The organism is Pseudomonas sp. RW409 (assembly GCF_003184125.1).
GTDB lineage: Bacteria > Pseudomonadota > Gammaproteobacteria > Pseudomonadales > Pseudomonadaceae > Aquipseudomonas > Aquipseudomonas chlororaphis_I.
Map to the genome: position 1 here is coordinate 1,079,804 of NZ_QHHP01000041.1, position 2,292 is coordinate 1,082,095.

Here is a 2,292-nt window from a genome sequence, read left to right on the forward strand (position 1 = left end):
AAAAAAAGCACCCCGCAGGGTGCTTTCTTGTCGCTGGCGCTTAGCGCTTCAGCGAAGCCGGCAGATGCGGCTGGATGGCGGTGAGGACCGCCTTGAAGCATTTGGTGTTGCCGGCAACCACGTGGCCTTTTTCCAGGAAGTCGTGACCGCCGGTGAAGTCGCTCACCAGGCCGCCGGCTTCTTGGATCAGCAGGGCGCCTGCAGCCATGTCCCACTCGGACAGGCCCGACTCCCAGAAGGCGTCGAAGCGACCGGCGGCCACGTAGGCCAGGTCCAGGCTGGCAGCACCAGCGCGGCGGATGCCGGCGGTCTGGCCAACCAGGGCGCGAAACATGCCCAGGTAGTTGTCGAGGTTGTCCATCTGGTCGTCACGGAACGGGAAGCCGGTGCCCAGCAGGGCGCCGTCCAGGCTGGTGCGGCCGCTGACACGCAGGCGACGACCGTTCAGTTGTGCGCCGCGACCACGGCTGGCGGTGAATTCTTCCTGGCGCACCGGGTCCAGAACCACGGCGTGTTCCAGGCGACCACGGTATTTGCAGGCGATGCTGACAGCGAAATGAGGAATGCCGCGCAGGAAGTTGGTGGTGCCGTCCAGTGGGTCGATGATCCACAGGTAGTCTTCGCCTTCGCCGCTGCCAGCGTGCAGACCGGTTTCTTCACCGAGAATGCCGTGAGTCGGGTAGGCCTTGCGCAATGCGTCGATGATCTTCTGCTCGGCAGCGCGATCAACTTCGGATACGTAGTCTTTGGCGTCTTTTTCGTCGACCTTGATGGTATCCAGGCGCTCGATGGAGCGGAAAATCAGTTCACTGGCGCTGCGGGCGGCGCGCAGCGCGATATTCAGCATTGGCTGCATGGATAGGTCACCTAAGGTTGTTAAAGAAAGCCGAGCATTCTAGCAGAAAACTTTTGCAGATGAAGATCGACATTCGCTCCGCTTGCCTCGGACTGTCGCTCGGGCCCATAAATACGCGGACATTTTGACGAGTGGCAGTCCGTCTGGAGTTGGCCGGCTTCTATAAGGTGCCAGCCAGAAGCAGTTATTTTTGAGGCGGGAGCGCTGGCGGTTCTGTAAGATTTGCTCCCCTTTCCCGTGTCCGAGAGCACCTCCCTTGCTGCAGAACATTCGTGTCGTCCTGGTCAATACCAGTCATCCCGGGAACATCGGTGGGGCTGCGCGTGCCATGAAGAACATGGGGCTGTCGCGGCTGGTACTGGTCGAGCCGCGGATTTTCCCGTCCCATGAGGCCGATGCGCGTGCATCCGGCGCTACAGACATTCTTGAAAACGCTCAGGTCGTCGCCACCCTGGAAGACGCCCTGGCCGGCTGCACCCTGGTGTTTGGCACCAGTGCTCGTGATCGGCGTATCCCCTGGCCATTGCTCGATCCCCGTGAATCCGGGGCCAAGGTGGTGCAAGAGGCAGGGCAGGGCGCCGAAATTGCCTTGGTCTTCGGCCGTGAAGATTCCGGTCTGACCAATGACGAGCTGCAGCGATGTCATTTTCACGTGCATATCCCTTCGGACCCGGAGTTCAGCTCGCTGAACCTGGCGACGGCGGTGCAGGTGCTTGCTTATGAAGTGCGTATGTCCTGGCTGGCGGCCGAAGGTCAGCCGAGCAAGGTCGAGAAGGATGAAGTGGCGTCGCCGCGCAGCGATGAGCTGGCGACCATGGACGAGCTGGAGCGGTTCTACGAGCATCTGGAGCAGACGCTGGTGGCCATCGACTTCCTCGATCCGGAAAAACCACGGCACTTGATGGCGCGCCTGCGCCGGTTGTACGGACGCAGCTCGGTAAGTCGGGCGGAAATGAATATTTTGCGTGGCATCCTCACGGAAACCCAGAAAGCGGCCCGTGGCGAGCTCCTTAAGCGGAAGAATGATGATGTTTGAGCGTTTGCGTGAAGATATCCAGAGTGTTTTCCATCGTGACCCGGCGGCGCGTAATGCGTTCGAGGTCCTGACCTGCTACCCGGGCATGCACGCCATCTGGATTCATCGCCTGTCCGGCGCGTTGTGGGGCATGGGCTGGAAGTGGCTGGCGCGCCTGGTGTCGAACTTCGGGCGCTGGCTGACCGGGATCGAGATTCACCCGGGGGCCAAGGTTGGTCGCCGCTTCTTTATCGACCACGGCATGGGCATCGTCATTGGCGAAACCGCCGAGATCGGTGACGACGTCACCCTCTATCAGGGCGTGACCCTGGGCGGCACCAGCTGGAACAAGGGCAAGCGTCACCCGACCCTGGAAGATGGTGTGGTGGTGGGGGCGGGCGCCAAGGTGCTGGGCCCGTTC

3 protein-coding genes are annotated in these 2,292 nt (G+C 61.5%); 2 read left to right on the plus strand and 1 reads right to left on the minus strand.

From position 1 onward, the window contains the following. Positions 1 to 40 precede the first annotated feature (40 nt). Positions 41 to 856, minus strand: coding sequence for an inositol-phosphate phosphatase (suhB, locus tag DK261_RS25380; protein ID WP_007929514.1), 816 nt, complete (start codon positions 854 to 856; stop codon positions 41 to 43). Between the two features lie 256 nt (positions 857 to 1,112). On the opposite strand from suhB, the gene trmJ reads away from it, so the two are divergent. Both trmJ and epsC read left to right on the plus strand, forming a co-directional pair. Further along, entirely contained in the window at positions 1,113 to 1,892 is a 780-nt protein-coding gene (trmJ, locus tag DK261_RS25385; protein WP_009050643.1) for a tRNA (cytosine(32)/uridine(32)-2'-O)-methyltransferase TrmJ, read from the plus strand. Next, on the plus strand, positions 1,885 to 2,292 hold a 408-nt coding region (gene epsC / locus DK261_RS25390), incomplete at its 3' end, for a serine O-acetyltransferase EpsC (protein ID WP_305887880.1). The genes trmJ and epsC, both read left to right, overlap by 8 nt.

Excerpts from the sequence above, each read along its gene's own strand:
- suhB (WP_007929514.1), bottom strand. The coding sequence starts at position 856 with ATGCAGCCAATGCTGAATATCGCGCTGCGCGCCGCCCGCAGCGCCAGT.